Annotated in this window: 16 protein-coding genes; 4 read left to right on the forward strand and 12 right to left on the reverse strand. The window is 63.4% G+C overall.

Going from position 1 to position 16891, the window contains the following annotated elements:
• Positions 1–34 precede the first annotated feature (34 nt).
• Positions 35–739 carry a YoaK family protein gene (locus QCL65_RS16460; RefSeq protein ID WP_407310519.1) on the forward strand — a complete coding sequence of 235 codons (705 nt, stop codon included), beginning with the start codon at positions 35–37 and terminating at the stop codon, positions 737–739.
• A 349-nt stretch (positions 740–1088) separates the two neighbouring features.
• Here QCL65_RS16460 and QCL65_RS16465 read toward each other — a convergent pair whose 3' ends face one another.
• The gene (locus QCL65_RS16465) at positions 1089–1973 is read right to left on the reverse strand and encodes a LysR family transcriptional regulator (protein ID WP_407310521.1); all 885 of its coding nucleotides are present in this window, start codon (positions 1971–1973) and stop codon (positions 1089–1091) included.
• A gap of 95 nt (positions 1974–2068) precedes the next feature.
• Here QCL65_RS16465 and QCL65_RS16470 point away from each other — a divergent pair, with 95 nt between their 5' ends.
• Positions 2069–2584: a GNAT family N-acetyltransferase gene (locus QCL65_RS16470; RefSeq protein ID WP_407310523.1), complete on the forward strand. Its 516-nt coding sequence runs from the start codon at positions 2069–2071 to the stop codon at positions 2582–2584.
• A gap of 9 nt (positions 2585–2593) precedes the next feature.
• Here the strand turns inward: QCL65_RS16470 and QCL65_RS16475 are convergent, their stop codons facing one another.
• The 7 genes from QCL65_RS16475 to QCL65_RS16505 all read right to left on the reverse strand — a co-directional run bounded on the left by QCL65_RS16475 (position 2594) and on the right by QCL65_RS16505 (position 11531).
• Complete coding sequence (locus QCL65_RS16475; RefSeq protein WP_407310525.1) at positions 2594–3292, reverse strand: response regulator; 699 nt, start codon at positions 3290–3292, stop codon at positions 2594–2596.
• The gene (locus tag QCL65_RS16480; RefSeq protein WP_407310528.1) at positions 3289–5946 is read right to left on the reverse strand and encodes a DUF4118 domain-containing protein; all 2658 of its coding nucleotides are present in this window, start codon (positions 5944–5946) and stop codon (positions 3289–3291) included. Before QCL65_RS16480 ends, QCL65_RS16475 begins: the two co-directional genes overlap by 4 nt.
• A 22-nt stretch (positions 5947–5968) precedes the next feature.
• Complete coding sequence (gene kdpC, locus QCL65_RS16485; RefSeq protein WP_407310530.1) at positions 5969–6529, reverse strand: potassium-transporting ATPase subunit KdpC; 561 nt, start codon at positions 6527–6529, stop codon at positions 5969–5971.
• Positions 6530–6551: 22 nt separating this feature from the next.
• Positions 6552–8612, reverse strand: coding sequence for a potassium-transporting ATPase subunit KdpB (kdpB, locus tag QCL65_RS16490; RefSeq protein WP_407310532.1), 2061 nt, complete (start codon positions 8610–8612; stop codon positions 6552–6554).
• 7 nt (positions 8613–8619) lie between these two features.
• The gene (gene kdpA / locus QCL65_RS16495) at positions 8620–10314 is read right to left on the reverse strand and encodes a potassium-transporting ATPase subunit KdpA (RefSeq protein ID WP_407310534.1); all 1695 of its coding nucleotides are present in this window, start codon (positions 10312–10314) and stop codon (positions 8620–8622) included.
• Between the two features lie 6 nt (positions 10315–10320).
• Positions 10321–10410 carry a K(+)-transporting ATPase subunit F gene (gene kdpF, locus QCL65_RS16500; RefSeq protein WP_407310536.1) on the reverse strand — a complete coding sequence of 30 codons (90 nt, stop codon included), beginning with the start codon at positions 10408–10410 and terminating at the stop codon, positions 10321–10323.
• Between the two features lie 161 nt (positions 10411–10571).
• The gene (locus QCL65_RS16505; RefSeq protein ID WP_407310538.1) at positions 10572–11531 is read right to left on the reverse strand and encodes an RHS repeat-associated core domain-containing protein; all 960 of its coding nucleotides are present in this window, start codon (positions 11529–11531) and stop codon (positions 10572–10574) included.
• 237 nt (positions 11532–11768) lie between these two features.
• Here QCL65_RS16505 and QCL65_RS16510 point away from each other — a divergent pair, with 237 nt between their 5' ends.
• Both QCL65_RS16510 and QCL65_RS16515 read left to right on the forward strand, forming a co-directional pair.
• Complete coding sequence (locus QCL65_RS16510) at positions 11769–12533, forward strand: response regulator (protein ID WP_407310540.1); 765 nt, start codon at positions 11769–11771, stop codon at positions 12531–12533.
• Complete coding sequence (locus QCL65_RS16515) at positions 12530–13588, forward strand: sensor histidine kinase (protein WP_407316889.1); 1059 nt, start codon at positions 12530–12532, stop codon at positions 13586–13588. The genes QCL65_RS16510 and QCL65_RS16515 overlap by 4 nt, the downstream gene beginning before the upstream one ends.
• Here the strand turns inward: QCL65_RS16515 and QCL65_RS16520 are convergent.
• The 4 genes from QCL65_RS16520 to QCL65_RS16535 form a co-directional block, all read right to left on the reverse strand.
• Positions 13585–14619, reverse strand: coding sequence for an AI-2E family transporter (locus QCL65_RS16520; protein ID WP_407310542.1), 1035 nt, complete (start codon positions 14617–14619; stop codon positions 13585–13587). The genes QCL65_RS16515 and QCL65_RS16520 overlap by 4 nt on opposite strands.
• Before the next feature lie 21 nt (positions 14620–14640).
• Positions 14641–15441, reverse strand: a complete 801-nt coding sequence (locus QCL65_RS16525) for a DUF4892 domain-containing protein (protein WP_407310544.1) — start codon at positions 15439–15441, stop codon at positions 14641–14643.
• A gap of 130 nt (positions 15442–15571) precedes the next feature.
• Positions 15572–16423 carry an alpha/beta fold hydrolase gene (locus tag QCL65_RS16530; protein ID WP_407316891.1) on the reverse strand — a complete coding sequence of 284 codons (852 nt, stop codon included), beginning with the start codon at positions 16421–16423 and terminating at the stop codon, positions 15572–15574.
• A gap of 3 nt (positions 16424–16426) precedes the next feature.
• The gene (locus QCL65_RS16535; protein WP_407310547.1) at positions 16427–16867 is read right to left on the reverse strand and encodes a hotdog fold thioesterase; all 441 of its coding nucleotides are present in this window, start codon (positions 16865–16867) and stop codon (positions 16427–16429) included.
• Positions 16868–16891 lie beyond the last annotated feature (24 nt).

The following is a 16891-nucleotide window of genomic DNA, read 5'->3' on the forward strand; positions in this document are numbered from 1 at the left end:
CTGATTGCCCTGTGCCATCATGGAGGACCGCCCCATGTTGCCTCTTCCCCTCCAACGCCGACCCAATGCGGCCTTGCTACGGGCCCGCGTGTGGCGCGGCCGCGTCGGCCTGTGCCTGGTCGCGGCACTGTCGGTGCTGGCCGGCATGACCGACGCCATCGGCTTTATGGCCACCGGTGATTTCGTGTCCTTTATGAGCGGCAATACCACCCGCCTGGCGGTAGCCGCCAGCGCCGGCGATTTCAGCTTGGTGGCGCGCCTGTTGATGCTGGTCGCCGTGTTCATCGGCGGTAACGCCCTGGGCGTGATCGTCGCTCGGCTCGGCAAACGCCACGCCCTGCCCCTGTTGCTGCTGGTTGCGGCGTTGCTGGGGCTGGCGGCGCTGCTGCCTGGGGCTTACCAACTACTGGCGCTGCTGCTCACCATCACCGCCATGGGCATGCTTAACGCCGCTGTCGAGCAGGTTAACGGGCTACCCATGGGCCTGACCTACGTCACCGGCGCCCTATCGCGCTTCGGCCGTGGCCTGGGCCGCTGGCTACTGGGCGAACGTCCCCACGGCTGGCGTGTGCAGTTGGTGCCTTGGGCAGGCATGCTGGTGGGCGCGCTGATAGGCGCCTTGCTGGAACAGCGCCTAGGCCTTCAGGCGCTGTATGCCAGCGCGGGGCTGGCCCTGCTGTTGGCCGGCATCGCCTGGAAAATCCCCCATCGTTGGCAGTTGCGATACATGCCACGGTGAGAGATCGGGGGCAAGCGGAGCGCCGCCCGGCCCCCTCCTACCGGATTGCGCCCACCCAATATCGAATATGCCCCCAACCAAATCTCGGGTATGCCGCGGACCGCACCGTAGGAGGGGGCTCGCCCCCGATCTTTTAATCGTCAACAGTATTGGCCCCCATCTGATCCGCTTTTATCTTGGCTATCTGACCCTGTGATGTTTTTCCACCCAAGCGCATAGTGAATCCCACGTTTTTCCTGCTCAATCATCGAGAGGTTTATATGGACGGGATTATCATGCTGGTCATCATCGCCGGAACCGTCGGCTCCTTTGGGTATGTGATGTACCTGATTCATCGCGAAAGCAAACGCTAACCTAGCGCCCGCATCGCTCCTAGCACCTCACGCAGGCCGCGAGTCAGGGGTTTGTCCTGGCGTAAAGCGATGGCCAGGGTGCGTGACAGGCGCGGGGCCAACTCGACCACCTGCAGGCCACGCCGATGATGGGCCTGGGCGACGGCAAGGCGTGGCACCAGGCTGTAGCCCAAGCCGGCGGCGACCATTTCCTTGATCGCCTCAATGCTGCCCAGCTCCATCACGGGCTTGACCCACACCCCCGCCTCGCCAAACCAGCCATCGATCAGGCTACGGGTACTGCTGCCCGCTTCGAAGACCACCAGCGGCAGTGCCGCCAGGCGTTCGGGCGTCAACGGGGCCACAGGCTTAGCGGTGGCGCTGCTGAAAATAGCCACGAAGTCGTCGTCCAGCAAAGGTGTAACTTCCAGGCTGCGCCGCGCGGCTGGCAGCGTGACCAAGGCCAGGTCTAGCCGATTGTCCTCTAACGCCTTGAGCACCCCATCGGTATTGCCGATGCTCACCCGCACCTCGAGTTGGGGAAAGCGCTGGCGCAGCTCGCTCAACATCGGCGGCAGCAAGTGGATACAGGCGGTGGCGCCGGTGCCAATGACGATCCGCCCCACCACGCCTTGCGCATGGCTGGACACCTCGCGTAACGCGTCGTCGACCGCTGCATTGATGTGTTCGATATGGCCCAGCAGGGCCAAGCCCGCACTCGATGGCCTGATCCCACGGCCGACCCGCTCGATCAAGCGCACGCTCAAGCGGGCCTCCAACTGGCGTACTTGAAGGCTGACCGCCGGCTGGCTGAGGTTCAGTTGGTCGGCGGCGGCGGAAAAACTGCCAGCGGCCACGACCTTGGCGAAGGTCTGAAGATGGGTCAGGTTCAGCGGGCTCATGGCAAAGTTTTACTAATACAAAGGATAACGGATCATAACTTTTTTATAGACACCCAACACGGCATCATTGCCGCTCCTCCCTTGCGAACGCCACCATGAACGCCCCACTACTCGTCCGCGACGCCCATGACGATGACCTGCCCAGCGTGCAAGCCATCTATGCCCACCATGTACTCTACGGCAGCGCCAGTTTCGAACTGGAGCCGCCCACCGTTGCAGAAATGCAACGACGCCGCGGCGAGATCATTAACAATAGCCTGCCGTATCTGGTGGCCGAGCGCGCGGGTGTGGTGCTCGGCTATGCCTATGCGACGCTGTACCGGCCGCGCCCGGCTTACCGGTTCACCGTGGAAGACTCGGTGTATGTGCGTGATGGCCTGGGCGGCCAGGGCATCGGCCAGGCACTGCTGGCTGCGGTGATCGAACGGTGCAGCGAGCAAGGCCGGCAGCAAATGATCGCGATTATCGGCAATAGCGAAAACAGCGCGTCGATTCGCCTACATGAACGTCTGGGCTTTAAACGGGTGGGTGTGTTCGAGTCGGTGGGGTTCAAGCATGGGCGCTGGTTGGACACGGTGCTGATGCAGCGGGCATTGGCTAAGCAGGCGTAGCGACGGTGCCTAACCCGCCTCGCCGCCCATCAAGCGATAGCCCACACCCGGCTCGGTCACGATAAAACGCGGCGCCGCCGGGTCATCGCCCAGTTTTTGCCGCACGTGCCCGATCACGATCCGTAGGTAATGGCTGTCGTCCACGTGGGAGGGCCCCCAGATATCCCGCAAGAGCTGCTGCTGGGTGATGACCCGGCCTGGATGCCGCGCCAGCTGCGCCAACAGCGCATATTCCTTGCGGGTCAGCGCCACTTCGACGCCAGCCAGGGTGATGCGGCGCAGGGCCAGGTCAATGCTCAACGGCCCCAGGCTGAGGGGGCCCGGGTTGGCTTCGCCCGCTGGCGCCTGACGCAATAAGGCACGAACCCGGGCGAGAAACTCCTGAATACCAAAAGGCTTGGTCACATAGTCGTTGGCGCCGCCGTCCAGTGCCTCGACCTTTTGCGCTTCGCTGGCCCGTACGCTGAGCACCAGCACCGGCACCGGCGACCACTCACGCAGATCGCGCAGCACCTGTTGGCCGTCCATGTCGGGCAGGCCAAGGTCGAGCACCACTAAATCCGGACGCGACAGCGCCGCCTGGGCCAGGCCGTCACCGCCGGTGGCTGCCTCTAATACCTTGTACCCCTGGGAAGCCAAGCTGATGCGCAGAAATTTGCGGATCTGCGGTTCGTCGTCGATCACCAGAATGCTTGCGGTTTGGCTCATGTCTCAGCTTCATCGGCGGTGCCGGGCGGCGCCTGCAACGGCAAGAATAGAGTGATGCAGGTGCCTTGACCACCGATCCCCTCGCCGACCTCCACGCGCCCACCGTGGGCCCCGATCATCCCTTGGCAAATGGCCAGGCCTAACCCAGTGCCCTGCCCCCCTCGATCGCCGCGTGCGGCGGTGTAGAACATGTCGAAAATCTTCGCCCGCTCGTGCTCCGGGATGCCCGGACCCTGATCGCTAACCGCGAAATACAAGCTATCGGCGCTGGCCCCAGCAGCCACGCGCAGGCGCCCCTGGGGTGGGGAAAAGCGCGCGGCATTTTCAATGACATTGACCAGCGCTTGCTCCACCAATGCCGCGTGCACTTGTAACAACGGCAGACTCTGGGGCACCTGTACCTCGACCCGCAGCGGCGCCAACAGGGCGCGCAACCGGCCCACCGCGCTGGCGACGATGTCCCCTGGGGCGACCCAGTCACGTGACAGTTTCAAGGCACCGTGGCCCAGGCGGGTCATGTCCAGCAGATTCTGGATATAACGATCCAGGCGTTCGGCTTCGTCGCGGGTGCCTTCCAACAACTCGACCTGCTCCCGGGCCGGGATCTGTTCGCCCAGGGCGAGCAAGCTGTCGATGCTGCCGCGCATGGCGGTCAGCGGCGTGCGCAGGTCGTGGGACACCGAGGCCAACAACGCGCTGCGCAATTGTTCGGTTTCACCCTTCAGGCGCGCAGCCTCCAGCTCATCCACCAATTGCGCGCGGGCCAGGGCCTGCGCCAAGGGTTGGCTCAAAGCGATCAGCAAGCGCCGACGCTCGGCGCTGAACACCTGACCTTCGAGGGCCCGCACCCCCAGCATGGCCAGGGGTTTTTCATCCGCTGAGAGCGGCCACCACCACCAGCGCCCTGAAGGCAGCGTCGCGGTGCCAAACCCGGCGGCCTGGCCGTGTTGCCAGGCCCAATCAGCAGCGCCACGTTCGCTGTCGCTCAGGCCGACCTCGGGGCCTGCTGCAGGTCGCCATTGGCCGTTGGCGTCATGTTCCAGCAAGCTGATCTGCACTTCCTGCCAGCCTTGCAGGTGCTGGGCGGCGGCACTGAATACGGCTTGCCGATCGGTGGCTGCAGTGAGCTTGCGCGACAGGTCGAGCAGCTCACTGGTTTGCCCCTGGGTTTCGCGCAACGCGCGCAGCTGACCACGTTGACGGGTGGCCAGGTTGCCCGTGAGGGCGGCCATCAACAGAAAAAACGCCAGGGTCAACACGTCTTCTTCGCGGGCGATGCTCAGGGAGTAACTCGGCGCAATAAACAAGAAGTCATAGGCCAGGAAGGACAGCACGGCGCACACCAAAGACGGCCCCAGGCTACTGCGCACGGCTACCAGCAACACCGCCGCCAGAAACACCAGGGAAATATTGGGCAGTTCCAATACCCCTGAAACCAGCCAGGCCAAACCACTGGCCAAGACGGTGGCCAGCACTGCCCAAGCGTAATCCTGCCCCCGCCAAGGCCCGAGTAGGCGCGCGCGACGAGGGGCCTGGCTGTGGTCATGATCGAGCACGTTGATTTCCAGGCCACGGGCATCGCGCAACAAGCGCGCGCCCAAACCGCCACCGAACCAACGGCGGCGCCAGCGGGCACGGGTCTGCCCGACCAACAGCAAACTGGCGCGGCGCTGCCCGGCGTGCTGGATCAGCGTGCGCGCCACCTCGGTGCCCTGCAGCACCACCACTTCTCCGCCCAAGCGCTCGGTCAACTGCTGAGCCGCTTGCAAACGGCTACGGGATTGTTCGTCGGCAGACCCGCCATCGTCGACATGGACCAAGCTCCACGGCAAGTGCCGCCGTTGCGCGACGCGGCTGGCGTGGCGCACCAGGCGCTCGGCCTGCTCGTCGCCCTGAACCCCCACCAACAAACGCCCGCGCAGCGCCGGCGCGGCTTCACCGCGCTGGCGATAGCCTAAGGCCAGGTCGGCATCCACCTGGGCGGCCGCCGTTTGCATGGCCAGCTCGCGCAGGGCGTTGAGGTTGGTTTGGCTGAAAAAGGCATCAATGGCCGCCCGCGCCTGCTCCGGCACATAAACCTTGCCGTCGCGCAGGCGCTCGAGCAGCTCACGGGGCGGCAGGTCGATCAGGACCAGCTCGAACGCCTCCTGCACCACCCAGTCAGGCAGGGTTTCACGCACCTGCACACCGGTAATGCCGCGCACTTGGTCATTCAGGCTTTCCAGATGCTGCACGTTCACCGTGGTCAGCACGTCTATGCCTGCGGCCAGCAATTCTTGGATGTCCTGCCAGCGTTTCGCGTGGCGGCTGCCCGGCGCGTTGCTGTGGGCCATCTCATCGACCAGCGCCAGTTGCGGGCGCGCTGCAAGCAAGCCGTCGAGGTCCATTTCTTCAAGCTGCATGTCGCGGTAGCGGCTGCGCAGCATGGGCAATTGCGGTAAGCCGGCGAGCAACGCCGCGGTTTCCGCACGGCCGTGGGTCTCGACCACCCCGGCCAGCAGGCGCACGCCCTGGCGCTGCAAGGTCTGCGCGGCCTGGAGCATGGCGTAGGTCTTGCCCACGCCGGGCGCGGCGCCCAGAAAAACCTTCAGGCGCCCGCGCTCGCCCCGCCCCAGCCCGGCTAGCAGCGCATCGGCACGGCTCGCTTCATTCATACATACGGCCCATTGTTTACCCTTATCGAGGCGCTGACGTTAGCTGATCCAGCGCCCGGTTCAAAGCCAATACATTGACCACCGGCGGGCCCACCCAGGAGGTTTCGGTGAATTGTTGGACCAAGCCGCGGACCTGCGCCTCAGGCAACTGCCGTGCGCTGGCGATCCGCGCGATCTGATACGCCGCTGCGGCGGGCGGCAGGTGGGGGTCCAAGCCGCTGCCAGAAGTGGTCAGCTGGGCCAATGGCACCGGGCCCTGGCCCGGCACGTATTGCTCGGCCGCCGCTGCCTGGATGCGGCTGGCCAGGGCGGGATTGCTCGGTGCCAGGTTGCTGGCACCGCTGGCAACGGTCTCGAAGCTCCCCGCCGAAGGCCGCGGTTGGAACCATTGGGGTCCGTCGAAGGCTTGGGCAATAAGGCTGGAACCCAGCACCTGGCCCTGACCATCACGCACCAGGCTGCCGTTGGCCTGCTCGGCGAAGGCCAGTTGCGCCACCCCGGTGACCGCCAGTGGGTAGGCCACGCCGGTGATCAGGCTCATTAACAGAATCAGGCTCAAGGCCGGACGCAATACAGTGGACATGTTCAGATCTCCATTCGGGTCATCAAACCCAATGCAAGGCAGTGAGCAACAGGTCGATCAATTTGATCCCGACAAAGGGCACCACCAGGCCGCCCAGGCCGTAGATCAGCAGGTTGCGCCGCAACAGCTGCGCCGCGCTTGCCGCTTGCACCCTGACCCCGCGCAGCGCCAGGGGTATCAGCGCGACGATGATCAAAGCGTTGAAGACGATCGCCGAGAGAATTGCGCTTTGCGGGCTGGCCAGGTGCATGATGTTGAGCACGCCCAACTGCGGGTAAATCGAGGCAAACAACGCGGGCAGAATGGCAAAGTATTTGGCCACGTCGTTGGCCACCGAGAAGGTGGTCAACGCCCCGCGGGTCACCAGCAACTCCTTGCCGACCCGGACTACGTCCAGCAGCTTGGTCGGGTCGCTATCTAGATCGACCATGTTGGCCGCCTCGCGCGCAGCCTGGGTGCCATCGTTCATGGCCACACCGACATCGGCCTGGGCCAAGGCCGGCGCATCGTTGGCGCCGTCGCCACACATGGCGACCAGGCGGCCTTCGTCTTGTTCCTGGCGAATACGTGCGAGTTTTTTCTCGGGGGTGGCCTGCGCGATAACGTCGTCGACGCCGGCTTCTGCGGCAATCGCAGCGGCGGTCAGCGGGTTATCGCCGGTCACCATAACGGTGCGGATACCCAGCTTGCGCAGCTCTTCGAAGCGTGCCCGAATGCCCGGTTTGACTACGTCCTTGAGGTGAATAGCGCCGAGCAGGCGCTGATCACGGCAGACCAGCAATGGCGTGCCGCCGCTTTGGGCGATTTTGTCGATTTCACGGGCCAGCGGTGCGGGCAGGCCTTCTCGGCCCAAACCGACGAACGTCAGTAGGGAATCCACCGCACCTTTGCGGTAAGCCTGACCCTGATAGTCGACCCCCGATAAGCGTGTCTCGGCGCTGAAGGCTACCAGCGTCAGGGCACTCGCGGCGGGCTCTGGCAGCTTGTGCAGCGAGCGTATGTACTCGACCACCGATTTACCTTCGGCGGTATCGTCGCCCAGCGACCCCAGCAGCGCGCCTTCCGCCAGCTCTTCAGGGGTGACTCCGGGGGCTGCATACAACGCACTGCAACGGCGGTTGCCAAAGGTGATGGTGCCGGTCTTGTCCAGCAACAGTACATGCACGTCCCCCGCCGCTTCCACGGCGCGGCCGGACTTGGCAATGACGTTCAGGCGCACCAGGCGGTCCATGCCGGCAATGCCGATGGCCGACAGCAAACCGCCGATGGTGGTGGGAATCAAGGTCACCAACAGCGCCACGAGAAAGATCAGCGGCAAGCTGCCGCCGGCGAAATGGCTGAACGGTTGCAGGGTGACCACCACCAGCAGAAAGATCAGGGTCAGGCCAATCAGCAAAATGTCCAACGCCACTTCGTTGGGGGTCTTCTGCCGCTTGGCGCCTTCGACCAGGGCGATCATGCGGTCTAGGGTCGACTCCCCCGGGTTGGCAGTAATCCGGATCAGCAGCCAGTCAGACACCAGCCGCGTATTACCGGTGACTGCCGAGCGGTCGCCGCCGGACTCGCGGATCACCGGTGCGGACTCCCCCGTCACCGCCGCCTCGTTGACCGCCGCGACGCCTTCGATCACTTCGCCGTCGCCGGGGATCATCTGCCCGGCCGTGACACGCACCACATCACCGCTGCGCAGGCTACTGGCGGGCACCGTAAGAAACGCGCCATCGCTGCCGCGCAGTTGCGCGCTCAGGCCTTCGCTGCCGGCTTTAAGGCTATCGGCTCGGGCCTTGCCCCGGCCCTCGGCGAGGGCTTCGGCAAAGTTGGCGAAGAGCACGGTAAACCACAGCCACAGGGCGATTTGCACCGCCAGCAGCGTGGGCACGGCTGGGTCCGGGACCAGGCACAGCGCGGTGGTCAACAGCGCCGTCAATTCGACCACCAGCATCACTGGCGAGCGTTTCAATTGGCGCGGGTCGAGCTTGACGAAGGCTTGCAGCAGCGCCGGCCGCCATAGCGCCGACATGGACGTCTTGGCCGAGGCCTTGGCTGCGCTGGCTTCAGTTACAGGAGCAGGCATATTCATCATCGAGTCCTCAGAACCCCATACTCAAATGTTCAGCGATTGGCCCTAGGGCCAGGGTCGGCAGAAAGGTCAGGCCGCCCACCAGCAAAATGGTCACGGTCAACAAGGTCACGAACAGCGGGCCATGGGTGGGGAAGCTGTCGCTGCCCTGGGCCACGGTTTTCTTCGCCGCCAGGCTGCCGGCCAGGGCCAGCACCGGGATGATGTAGCCAAAACGGCCGATCAGCATGCCCAGGCTCAGCAACAGATTGTGCAATGGCGTATTGGCCGTGAACCCACCGAACGCCGAGCCGTTATTGGCCCCCGCCGAGGTGTAGGCATACAGCAGTTGGCTAAAGCCATGGGGCCCGGGGTTGCTCACCGAAGCGACCGCCGCGGGCAGCACCGAGGCAATCGCGGCCAACACCAGTACGGCCACCGGCATCACCAGCAAAGTGGCGACCAATAGTTGTACTTCCCGCGCCTGCAGTTTTTTACCGAGGTATTCCGGGGTGCGGCCAATCATCAGGCCCGCCAGGAACACCGCAATCAGCACGTTCAGCAACATGCCGTAGAGACCCGCCCCGACCCCACCGAAGATCACTTCACCCACCATCATATTGGCCAACGCGACCATGCCGCTGAGGGGGTTGAGACTGTCGTGCATGGCATTCACCGAGCCGTTGGAAGCGGCCGTGGTGGCGGTCGCCCACAGCACACTGGCGGTGGTGCCGAGGCGGCTTTCCTTGCCTTCCAGGGGCGCCGTCTGTTCGATCTGCGCCGAGGCCAGCGCCGGGTTCGGTTGCAGCTCGGCCCACAACGAGGTGGCGAACCCCACCGACAACAGCACTAACATGCAGGCGATGATGGCCCGGCTCTGACGCAGGTCTTTTACGTAGTGGCCAAAGGTGAACACCAAGGCGGCGGGAATCAGCAGGATGGCCGCCATCTCGAACAAATTGGCCCAGGCCGTGGGGTTCTCGAACGGGTGCGCCGAATTGACGCCGAAGAAACCGCCGCCGTTGGTGCCCAGTTGCTTGATTGCAATTTGGCTTGCGGCCGGGCCCAGCGGGATGACCTGGTCGGCGCCCTGTAGGGTGTGTGCGCCGACATACTGGGCGAAGGTCTGCGGCACGCCTTGCCACACCAGGAACAGGGCCAGGGCAATACTCAGAGGCAACAGCCCATAGAGGGTCGCGCGGGTCATGTCGACCCAGAAATTTCCCACGCTGCTGGCCGAACGCCGCGCGATACCCCGGCACAGGGCGACCAACACGGCAATACCGGTGGCGGCGCTGACGAAGTTTTGCACCGTGAGGCCAACCATCTGGCTGAGGTAGCTCAGCGACGCTTCGCCGCTATAGGCCTGCCAGTTGGTATTGGTGACGAAACTCACCGCGGTGTTGAACGCCAGCGTCCACTCCTGGCCTGGCAAACCTTGCGGGTTGAGCGGCAATACGCCCTGCAACAGCAGCACCGCGAACAACAGCAAAAAGCCCACCAGGTTAAAGGCCAGCAAGGCCAACAGGTAGCGCTGCCAACTGTGCTCGCTGTGCTCGTGCACCCCGCTCAACCGATAGCAGCCGCGCTCCAGCGGCCCCAGTACCGGGCTCAGCCAGGTGCGCTGACCTTCCATGACCCGGTAAAAAAACCGCCCCAGCCAGGGCGCCGGGAGCAGCACCAAGGCCAGAAAACCAAGGATCAATGCGAAATCGTAACCGTGCATGGCCGCCTACCCCCGATCCGCGCGCAACAGCGCGACCAACAGGTAAACGAACAACCCCACTGCCAATAGCAGCGATACCCCATCCAGAACGCCCATGAAACCGTCTCCGTCATACGGCGATTGCCGCTTGCGGGACATTGTCGGGCGCGGTGGTGTAAAGGTTCGAGTGGGGGGGTGGGGGGTGGGCGTAAAGAAAGCGTAAAAACCAGCTTTGGCCTACGCTTTCCAAGCGAATTGGCAAGCTACCGCTCGCATATCTAGCGGTCAGGTACTCTGACATCGCGACGATAACGGCCACTGCGTGGGTTATTAAGGTAACCCTGCCGAACGTCATCAATTGAACGCGACACTGCTCCATCGCTGCCGCTCTCAGAAGCACTGTCTGTAGAATAATATTCAGTGTCGGGGCTACTGCTATGACTATTGCGACGACTAGAAGATGGCCTGCCGCTAACACTATTATTACGACTGGGAGGTGGGGCAAGGTAACCGCTATTAACAGAACTGCGCGGTGGGCTACCGCTCACACTAATATCAGGACTGGAAGGTGGGGTACCGTCCAAAGAAGATAACGAACCTCTTGCCCCCTGCTGCTGCCTCCCCAGCAGCCCAATGCGTGGTCCCCATTTCGCAGGTGTGTAACTCAACTTGGCGCCTTCAAATTGCCGAGGCCGAAAGAGGCTCCCCCCGCCTGCCAATAAAGACCCGGTCCCAGCGGCAAAACTTGCCCAACTCAGTCCCAGGGCAACATTAGAATCCGCAACCACTTGCGCACCAACAGCCGCCCCCACCCCCACCACACCGGAGGCCACCGATACAGCCCCGTAGAACGACAAAGCGCCGCCACCGGACAGCGTGCCCACCATACCCAATACCGACTCGATTACTCCAAACAAGGCCACCGAGAATGCACCATTGGGGTCAACCCGGTTGACCGGATCACCCTGACAATAGGTATAGGCATTCAACCCGCCCTGGCCAAAAGGGCTAAGGCGATCGGCGCTGAGAAAACGCCGCAGGCTGGGCGAGTAACCTCGGTAACCGTTGCCTAACAGGTAATGCCCGTGGCGCTCACTGCGTTGCCCATTGAAGCCTAACGCACTGCCACCATGCTCCTGGTGGCCATAAGCGGTGTAGGCACGGGCACGGGCCGATGCGGTATCGAGTTCCTCAAGTACGCTTGCTTGAACATCGGTGGCTAACAACGTGATGTGCATGTACGCATTTTCCAAAGCAGTGCAGGCCTAAACAGGATCACAGCCCGCCGCCCTTCCAGCTACCTGGCAAATCCGCCAGGTGCGCCCGCAAAAAGTATCGATTTCGATACAATGCAGAAACGCCCCCAACACGTACCCGCTTTACCCTCGCCCCACGCGAACACTTCGTATCCGTGCTCACCGCCCATAGGCCGGTGGGCTACCCTGTAGAGAACACCCCGGCAGATGAACGCACCCATGCACAACTCAGCGCCCTTCGTGAACGACACCAGCAACGTGCAAGTGGGCGAAGACGGTAAGCGCTGGAACACCCGCGCGCTGATCGTCGATGACGACGTGCCGATTCGTGAACTGCTGATCGATTATCTGGCGCGTTTTGGCATCTTCGCCATCGGCGTGAGCGACGGCGGCGAAATGCGCAGCGCGCTGGCGGCCGAGAGCTTCGATGTGGTGGTGCTTGACCTGATGCTGCCAGGCGAGGACGGTCTGTCGCTGTGCCGCTGGTTGCGCGCCGAGTCGGACATCCCCATCCTGATGCTGACCGCACGCTGCGAGCCCACCGACCGTATCATCGGCCTGGAACTGGGCGCCGACGATTACATGGCCAAACCCTTCGAGCCGCGGGAGCTGGTGGCACGCATTCAGACCATCCTGCGCCGCGTACGCGATGACCGCCCAGAGCAAAAAGCCCATATGCGTTTCGATAATTGGCGGCTCAACAGCGTACTGCGCCAGGTCATTTCCGCCGATGGCTTGGTGGTGCCGTTGTCCAATGCCGAATTCCGCCTGCTCTGGGTGTTCCTCGAACGGCCGCGGCGGGTGCTGAGCCGCGAACAATTGCTGGACGCCGCCCGCGGCCGCTCGATCGAGGCCTTCGACCGCAGCATCGACCTGCTGGTATCGCGCTTGCGGCAAAAACTCGGTGACGACCCCAAAGCGCCGCAACTGATCAAAACCGTACGCGGCGAGGGTTATTTGTTCGACGCTAAGGACATTGGCTGATGCACCGCTTCGATACGCTGTTCGCGCGCTTATTCAGCGTATCGCTACTGGCGATCGTACTGGCCCACTTACTGGCGTTCATTTGGTTCACCCAGTACGACTTCCCACCCCGCCCGCCCAGAGAATGCCTGGCGCTGGCCGACCCCGGCGTCGCCGAGCAGATGCCTGAACTGCACGAGCGCTGCGGGCCGCCGGTATTTCGTGGGCCCATCGTGTTGCTGGTGTTTCAACTGATCACCCTGGTGGCTGGCGCCTGGTACGGCGCCAAGCTGCTGGCCCGGCCCATTCAGCGCTTCAACGAAGCGGCCGAACGCCTCAGCGAAAACCTCGACAGCCCACCCCTGCTCGATGCTGGGCCCAAGGAAGTACAGCAGGCCGCGCAGATTTTCAACCGCATGCAGCAGCGCATCCGTGGCCAGGTGCAACAGCGCGCGCGCATGCTAGGTGCCGTTTCCCATGACCTGCGTACGCCGCTGTCACGGTTGAAATTGCGCCTGGAGCAAATCGACAACGAAAAACTGCAAGCGCAGATGCGCCAAGACCTTAACGACATGATCGGCATGCTCGATGCCACCCTCACTTACCTGCACGAGCAGCGCACCAGTGAGGCCTTGCAGCGTTATGACGTACAAGCCTTGGTGGAGTCACTGGTGGAAAACGCCCAAGACCATGGCGCCGAGGTCGAAGCCCACGGCCAGTGCGCACCGCTGCAAACCCAGCCTATGGCACTGCGCTCCTGCGTGAGCAACTTGATCGACAATGCGCTGCGCTACGGTGGGGCCACCCGGGTCGAGCTGCACGACAGCGACGCAGCCCTGGAAATTCGCATTATCGACCACGGCCCTGGCATCAGCGCCGAGCAACGTGAGGCCGTGTTCGAGCCGTTTTTTCGCCTGGAAGGCTCACGCAACCGTAACTCCGGCGGTGTCGGCCTGGGCATGACCATCGCCCGCGAGGCTGTGCAGCGCTTGGGCGGGCACTTGCTGCTGGAAGAAACCCCGGGAGGCGGTTTGACCTCGATCATTGGCCTGCCGCGTGGGGTCCCAACTGACTAGGCCTTCTCGCTACGGGTCCAATCCAGCAGCAGGCTATAAGCCACAGCTAACAAGGTGGGCCCGATAAACAAGCCGATAAAGCCAAACGCCAGCAAGCCGCCGAATACCCCCAGCAGCACGATCACCAGCGGCAGGTTGCCGCCACGGCTGATCAGGTAGGGTTTGAGTACGTTGTCCACGCCACTGATGATAAAGGTGCCCCACAGGCCGAGAAACACCGCCATGCCGTACTCCCCACGCGACGCCAGCCAGGCGGTGGCGGGGATCCATACCAAGGGTGGGCCCATGGGGATCAGGCTGAACAGAAAAGTCGCGAGCCCCAGCACCAGAGCCCCCGGCACGCCAGCGATCATAAAGCCGATCAAGGCCAGCAGGGCCTGGGCGGCGGCGGTACCGATCACGCCGTTGACCACCCGTTGTACGGTGGCGGCGACCAGGTCCAGGTAATAGCCCGCCCGCTCGCCGATCAGACGCTCCAACAACCGCAGCACGAACGCTGCCAGGCGCGGCCCATCACGGTAGAAGAAAAAGACGAAGATCAGGCTCAGGGATAGCTCCAGCAACCCACCCCCTACCTGGGCGCTGCGCGCCAGCAACCAGTTGCCCACCTGGCCCAGATAAGGCCTGACGGTGGTGATCAGCGCGGCGCCTTGTTGGTCAATGGTATTCCAGGTCGCCACCAGGCGCTCCCCCACCAGCGGGATGCCGGCCAGCCAAGTGGGGGCATCGGGCAGGCCGTCGACCTGCACGTCACGCACGAATGCCGTGGCATCACGCAGGTGGTCTGCCAGGTTGAAGCCCAACCAAACCAAGGGCAGCACCACCAGCAACATCCAGCAGCCGGTGAGGATTGCCGCCGCCAGGGCCTCGCGGCCTTTCAACCAGCCGGTCAGCAGGCGCATCAGCGGCCAACTGGCGTATGCCAGGATGGCCCCCCAAAGCAATGCCGAAAAGAACGGCAGCATCACCCAGACGCAAGCCCCTAATAAGGCTAAAAGGAGAATCTGTACCAGTAACCGGTCGTTTGTCATGGTTTGCGCGAAGGCCCCGCCTCAACGAATCAATTGAAGGTGTAACCCTTTGGCGCTGCCGGTTTCTGCCTCCAGCCGCGAGCCCCGTACATTGCGCGCAATCAACGCTTCGCGCCAGGCTTCGGCCTGGGGCCCGGAAAGGGTAACCCGCAGCGAGCCATCGCGATTCAGGCTGTCGGCCAGTAACTTGGCCCAGACCGCATCGGGTTCGCCGTCAAGGGTGGGGTAATCCAGTTCTTTAGTACTGCGCAATTCGCGCAGCACAGTGCCGGGCGTCGGTAGCAGATCACCCAGGGGGGCTACCGCAGTGAATTCTTCGACATGCAAATAGCCGCGTTTGTTGCCCCCGGTGATGCTGTACACCGCGATCAGGGTGTTGTCATCCGGTTCGGCGCGGCGCAACAACAGCACGGCCTGCTGATCACTGGCGCCGTTGAGCCAGCGCGAATTGCCGAAGACCTCGTTGGCCCACAGGCTGCTTTCGCCACAGTCACGGCCTTGACACCAGAACAGCACGTAGCCGTCTTCGCTCTGCAGCTTCTTGCGGGTATCGGTGAATGCCTGGCTAGCGCTCAGCTCGCGCGGCAACTCCCAGGTCAATGAGCGGCTATGGCCGCGGGCCTCGACCTTGGCATCGACGCGCAGGCGGCCGCTGATCTTGGTCAACGCCCCAATGGGGTAGATGCGTTCCTGCTCGGCCTTGCTGCTACTGGCCTCTTGGGTCGCATCGGCGGGCGCCAGGGTGGAGATGTCGGCCGCATAGGCGGCCGAGGACAAGAGTAGGGTCATGACGGCAATGGACGAACCGAGGGGCCACTTCATGGGCGCACCGCGGCGGTCAATGTGGGGCTGGATCCGACGATTGCCGGGAATAACGACACTGCGAGGCAGAGTTCTGACATGGTTGACTCCCTTTTCAACCCGCCAAGCCTCGGCACTTGCCGGTCGCAAGTCAAGGCATGGCAAAAAAGCGATTGAAACAGTCTGCGACAAGACTAGCGCCCTGCTCATCGTTCAGGTGCAAGTGATGCCCACCGGGCAGTCGCTCTACCCTGAAGGGTAGTTGATCCAATAGCTCGGTGTGCTTGATCAACAAGCCCTGCTCGGCCACCAGCAATTGTGCCGGGCAGGCCACTCGTCGAATGAAGGCGTGCACTTGAGCTTCCTGCAAGCGAACCGGCGACGTCAGGGTCAGGCGGCTGTCACTGCGCCAGCTATACCCCCCTGGCACCGCCTCCAGGCCCCGTTCTGCCAGCAGTTCGGCCGCCTCATAGCTGACGGCTACCAAACCGCGCATGCGCGCGGCCACCGCTTGTTCCAGGCTGGCATGCACCGCCTTGCGCTTGCTCGCCAGGCCCATCTGCTCGCGCAGCGCCTGGCCCATGCGTTCGGCGGGGTCCAGTGGCGGGCCCGGGGGCGGCACCAGGCCATCGATCAATGCCAAACGTTCCACCCGTTCAGGCACGGCCCCCGCCAGCACCAGCGAAACGATGGCGCCCAGGGAATGCCCCAACAGGGAAAATCGCGACCACCCCAGCTGTTCGGCGACCTGTAGGACGTCGTAGGCGTAATCCCACAGCGCATAACCAGCACCCAGCGGACGATGGGCAGAAAAGCCATGCCCGGCCAGGTCGACGGCGACAATCCGCAGGCCTGGCAGCCTGGGGGCCAGGCGCGCGAAGCTGTTGGCGTTGTCGAGCCACCCATGCAAGGCAATCACCGGCCGCCCGTCAATGGGCCCGTACACCTGGGCGGCCAGCTCGATATGGGGCAGGCGTAGACGGATTTCTTCGATCAAGGCAATTTCTCAGCTAGCCGGCAGCTTGTCTAACGCGACCACTGCGACGGTCAGGCGCGAGATGCAGGTGGCCTTGCCCTCGTCGCTGCTCAAGCGGATGTCCCAGACGTGGGTGGTACGCCCAATATGCACAGCCTGGGCAGTGGCAGTCACCCTACCGCTGCGCACGCTACGCAAATGATTGGCATTGACCTCGATGCCCACGCAGTAATACTTCGTGGTGTCGACGCACAGATAGCTGGCCATGGAGCCGACCGTTTCGGCCAATACCACCGATGCCCCACCGTGCAACAGGCCGTAAGGCTGATGGGTACGCTGGTCGACTACCATGCTCGCGGTCAGCGACTGCTCGTCGAACGCCTCGAAACGGATGTCCAGAGCAGCGCCGATGGTATTGACCATGGCCGAATTGAGCTGTTCGAGGTCGGGGCGGGTTCGCCAAAGGCTCATCGTGTTGTCCTTATACGGATGAAA

Source organism: Pseudomonas sp. nanlin1, from assembly GCF_045571515.1.
Taxonomy (GTDB): Bacteria; Pseudomonadota; Gammaproteobacteria; order Pseudomonadales; family Pseudomonadaceae; genus Aquipseudomonas.